General features: G+C 38.7%; 5 protein-coding genes and 2 pseudogenes. All 7 read left to right on the plus strand.

Annotation, left to right across the window (positions count from 1 at the left end; all coding sequences use genetic code 11):
- Positions 1 to 195 (plus strand): annotated as a pseudogene (gene deoA / locus AC1DSB_RS17240) (pyrimidine-nucleoside phosphorylase); the annotation flags it as partial.
- Between the two features lie 171 nt (positions 196 to 366).
- Positions 367 to 936: a histidine phosphatase family protein gene (locus AC1DSB_RS17245; protein ID WP_477587201.1), complete on the plus strand. Its 570-nt coding sequence runs from the start codon at positions 367 to 369 to the stop codon at positions 934 to 936.
- Between the two features lie 61 nt (positions 937 to 997).
- Positions 998 to 1,102: pseudogene (locus AC1DSB_RS17250) on the plus strand (histidine phosphatase family protein); the annotation flags it as partial.
- Between the two features lie 570 nt (positions 1,103 to 1,672).
- On the plus strand, positions 1,673 to 2,029 hold the full coding sequence (locus tag AC1DSB_RS17255; RefSeq protein ID WP_016427460.1) for an STAS domain-containing protein: 357 nt from the start codon (positions 1,673 to 1,675) through the stop codon (positions 2,027 to 2,029).
- 49 nt (positions 2,030 to 2,078) lie between these two features.
- Positions 2,079 to 3,134: an anti-sigma F factor gene (gene spoIIAB / locus AC1DSB_RS17260; protein WP_477587203.1), complete on the plus strand. Its 1,056-nt coding sequence runs from the start codon at positions 2,079 to 2,081 to the stop codon at positions 3,132 to 3,134.
- A complete protein-coding gene (locus AC1DSB_RS17265; RefSeq protein ID WP_036659386.1) occupies positions 3,131 to 4,585 on the plus strand; it encodes a spore germination protein in 1,455 nt (484 codons plus the stop codon). Before spoIIAB ends, AC1DSB_RS17265 begins: the two co-directional genes overlap by 4 nt.
- Positions 4,586 to 4,663: 78 nt before the next feature.
- Positions 4,664 to 5,230 (plus strand): diaminopimelate decarboxylase family protein (locus AC1DSB_RS17270; RefSeq protein WP_477587202.1); only part of this gene is annotated, 567 nt, incomplete at its 3' end.

Consider the following 5,230-nt stretch of genomic DNA (forward strand, 5'->3'; position numbering starts at 1 on the left):
GAAATTGATTTGGCAGTCGGCATCGTGCTTCACAAAAAAGTTGGCGATGCGGTTAAAGAGGGCGAGTCCCTTGCAACAATCCACGCTAACACTCAAAATGTAGAAAAAGTTATGGAGATATTGTACAAATATATTGAGTTCTCAAAAGAACCAACCAAAGCACCAAAATTAATCGAAGAAATCATCACTCAATAATCTAAATCATCAAAGCGGTCTCTCCGGAGATCGCTTTTTTTATGGTATTTTTAAACTAACGTGTACTTTAATAGACGTACATCGAGCTTGGTTAAACAAGGATGGTTAATCTTTTTATAGAAAATAACAAGTTATTAGTACAAAAATCATTGTTATTACAAGGAGATGTATATGGAAATTTCATTGATTCGGCATGGAAGATCACTACTGACTGAAAATAATAAAATGACTTGTATGGAGTTTAAGAAATGGGTGGGAAAATATGACTTTAACGGCGTGTTTGAAGAGTCATTATACCCGTCGGAAACGCTTGAAAAAGTAACTACTGCAAAAATTGTTTTATCCAGCAATTTAAAAAGGTCAGTTGAATCAGCAAGGTTATTAAATACAAAAGTGAAAATAGTTTCTGATTGTTTATTTAGAGAAACAGAGTTACCTTCAATTCCAACTAAATTATTTAATGTAAGATTAAAGCCAAATATCTGGGCAGTGATTTTAAGATTACTGTGGTTTAGTGGATATTCTAACGAATGCGAGTCTTTCCGTCAGGCGAAAGACAGGGCAGGATTGGCTGTCCAACTGCTAATTGATTATGCACATGAGCATAAATCGATAGCTTTAGTAGGACATGGTTTTTTTAATATGTTAATTGCAAAGGAATTGCAGAAGAAGGGGTGGGAAGGAAAAAGWAAAGTAAGTGCAAGGCATTGGAATTGTACTACATATTCCTTGCTAGACTAACGGATCAAGTTAGTTCAATGATTTCACATAAAACTACTTTATAGATTAGACGATTCCATCATTGATTTATGAAATTAGACACGGGCAAACAGATTTAAACAAGGAAAAAAGAATGCAAGGAAGATGGGGATTACCATTAAATGAAAGCGGGATAGTACAAGCGGAAATATGAACAAATGAAAGTAAATTTGAAGCAAAGTTAATTTTCATGAAAAATGTGTGTATCACTTACAAAATGAATCGTGTTCTCTTACGTTAAGAATGAAGAGAACTATCTTCGACCGAATATCTACTTAAATAGAGCATCGATTCTTTAGTAAACCACAAAATGCAGAGCTCTAAGGTTGTAAGGGAGCTAAGTACGCACAAAAGCCGCAAGGTGATCTAACAAAAGAGGATGGGGTTGTGACACAGTCACAACCCCATCCTCTTTATTCTCTAAATCAGGGTGCAGCAAATGAGGCGTCCACAGCGAACTGAAAACCTTATGCTTCAGTTTTCATTTCGAAATCATGTCTCAGCACAGAAGTGTCTTTTAGCTCAAAACGTAAATGCCTACAAAAAAGTAAAACCTTTTTTCTTCTCTGATGTTTAAATGTATGAAAGATTTTCCATACTGTTAATGAATAGAATGTTGCAATTTCTGTCGAGAATTAAGAGGTTTAACCTTTATTTGTCAACGACAAGGAATTGGAGTAGCTCACCTCGAATAGTCACGGAAAGGAGGAGTTACTAGATGAAACATCAACTTTTATTTGTCGAAGATGGTATAGCTATTATTCGCTTAAAGGGCGAGCTTGACCATCATGCCACACAAACAATCCGTGACGAAATTTCACAATCTCTTTATAGAGGAACTCTTCGCGCCATCATATGGAACTTGCAAGACTTACATTTTATGGACAGTGCAGGTATTGGACTTATCTTAGGAAGAATGAGAGATTTTGTCCCTACTAATGGGCAAACAGTTATTTTACATCCTTCTGAAACGATGAAAAAAATCTTTCAATATTCTGGTCTCGGTTCCTATGTTTGGCCAACAACAGAAGAAGAAACAATCGCACAGTTAGGGGGTATTTTAAATGGACAATGAAATGACGCTATCGTTTATTGCCATTAGTGAAAATGAAGGTTTGGCACGTATGGTGATGACGAGCTTTATTGCATCTCTTGACCCAACCATTGATGAATTAGCTGAGTTTAAAACAATTGTTTCTGAAGCAGTGACGAACGCCATCATTCATGGATATGAAGAAGATGGGGAGGGCATCGTAACCATACGGGCCAAAAGAAATGGACAATCAATCACGATGACCATCAGCGATGAAGGCAGAGGCATTCCAAACCTCGAGCAAGCGATGGAACCTCTTTATACATCAAAACCGGAGAGAGAACGCTCCGGGATGGGCTTTACCATTATGGAAAGTTTCTCGGATCATTTGTCGGTATGGTCAGAGCAAAAAATGCGTGAATTGATCTTTTTGTCTCAACAGGGAGACAAAATTGCCAGACAAACCATGGTAGAAGGAAATACCCGTCTTGTCTGGTCCATCGTCCAACGATTCGCTTCACGGGGAGCGGATTTAGAGGATCTATTTCAAATCGGTTGTATAGGGTTAATGAAATCTGTCGACAAATTCGATTTATCGTACGAAGTTAAATTTTCCACTTATGCTGTTCCAATGATTATTGGGGAAATACAACGGTTCCTGCGAGATGACGGCATGGTTAAAGTAAGTCGTTCCATCCGGGAATTGAGTTTTAAAATTCGTCATGCAACCGATGAATTTATTCGGCTACATGAACGCCAACCCTCCTTGTCGGAACTTGCCACAACGCTTGATGTGACGATGGATGAAGTGGTTTTAGCTTCCGATGCATTAAGAGATCCAGCTTCTCTTCATGAACAATTATTTGAAAGTGAAGGGGACGCCTTAACTCTGATGGATCAATTAAGAGACGAACGTTCGGAGCGCTCGTTTGATCACATTCCATTGCGAGATATTTTATCGAAACTCGGAAAAAGGGAACAAATGATTATCTATTTACGCTACTACTTGGACTGTACGCAAAGTGATATTGCGGAAAGGCTCGGTATTTCACAAGTGCAAGTTTCCAGGTTGGAAAAGAAAATACTTAAGCAACTGAAAAGTTGGATGATGCCTAAACAGGCGACATTAAAGGATGGATCTCAATAGATAAGTCACTTTTTGCCAATATCCAGGATGCTGAATCCTTTGTGTATTCCAAGTTTGGAAAGGGAGAAAGCTTCGATGTTGGTGTCAAAAACGCACACGTTTGGTCAATACCATCATTATTTGTCTATATGAATGGGTTGATTGATTCTACGACACTTACACAAATTTTGACGTTAACACAGAGCACGACATCTCAAGTGAAACATAAATTAGAGATTCATGAAATTGAAGCAATGAATAGTTATTTTCCATATCATTCAGTCACAATCTATGACTCTAAAGATGCCTGGCTGTCCGCAATTTTAAGTGGACAGCTTGGTATTGTGACATCTGGTGGTTATGTTTTCACAATCGATGTTCGTTCATATCCAGGAAGACAACCCGATGAGCCTGATAATGAAAAAGTCATTCGCGGATCTCGTGATGGCTTCACGGAAAATATTTTACAAAATACGGCATTAATTCGAAGAAGAATCCGGGATGTCTCGCTTCGCTTCGAATTAACAAAGCTTTCCACTCGTGGTCAAACGGATACGGTAATCGCTTTTATTAAAGGTGTAGCGAATGAACAGCATATCGATTATATCCGCAAACGCATGAAAAAAATCCATCACGATGGGTTGACAATGACAGACAAGTCGCTAGAAGAATGGATATTCAAGCAAAAGTTCCATCCTGTCCCATTTGTTCGCTATACAGAACGTGCTGATACATGTGCAGCTCATTTATTGGAAGGTCATATTGCGATTATCGTGGACACCTCTCCTTCCGTAATTTTAGTTCCTACAACGATTTTTCATCATTTGCAACATGCAGAAGAATATCGACAAGCTCCTTTGATAGGAACGTTTGTCCGCATACTTCGCTTCTCGGGATTTTTCCTGAGTTTAACACTTTTACCTTTCTGGTATTTATTAGTGGTGGAACCAGATCGAGTCCCTGAGTTTCTTTCCTACATTGGTCCAAAAGAGAATGGAGAGGTCCCGCTTTTTCTTCAAATCGTGATCGCTGATTTAGGTCTTGAATTTTTGAGGCTAGCAGCCATTCATACCCCTACACCTCTTTCCACGGCAATGGGCTTAGTAGCGGCCATTATTATTGGTCAAATTGCAATCGATGTCGGACTTTTCATTCCTGAAGTAGTGTTATATACAGCGGTATCAGCCATTTTAACATTTGCATTACCTTCTTATGAATTGAGTGTTGCCGCCAAGTTATTCCGAAATGTGATGCTTATTGCTACTGTCATATTTGGGTCCAATGGCTTTTTCATTGGAATCCTATTCGTTTTCATGTACCTGGTATCAATTAAGCCGATGGGAGTCCCTTATTTGTGGCCGCTCGTTCCATTTTTCCCTAAAGCATTGGCACGCATTCTGGTTCGCTTTCCTACATCAAATGGCGCACTCAGACCATTCATTGTTCACTCGCCTAAGCGCAAACGTTCTTAATCCACTCATTGCATCGGAGTCTTTCCCTATGGTAAAGTTCTTATATTGAAAAACCACTTACCACTGGGAGAGATGAAGATGCATTTATTTGGAACACAGTCCGTGGATGAACATGGTCACTTAACAATTGGTGGAACTTCTGCAATGACATTAGCAAAAAACTATGGAACACCATTATTTGTTTACGATACAGCATTAATAAAAGAACGGGCACGTGCTTTTATTCACACATTTGAACGTGAGAAAGTTGAAGCTCAAGTAGCTTATGCGAGTAAGGCTTTCTCAAGTATTGCAATGTATCAGCTAGCAGCTGAAGAAGGACTGTCTTTGGACGTTGTGTCTGGAGGCGAATTGTATACAGCCATTCATGCCGGTTTTCCAGTGGAACGAATTCATTTTCATGGCAATAATAAGAGTGATGATGAATTAGTCTTTGCATTGAACTCGGGTATTGGATGTATTGTGGTTGATAATTTTTATGAAATAGAACAGTTAAAGAGATTAACAGAAATCCTTAAAAAACAAGTAAATATTTTATTACGTGTGACACCAGGTATTGAAGCGCATACGCATGACTATATCACGACAGGACAAGCTGATTCGAAATTTGGATTTGATCTGAATAATGGCCAGGCAGATGAAGCG

The organism is Paenisporosarcina sp. P4_E4_2 (genome assembly GCF_056401595.1).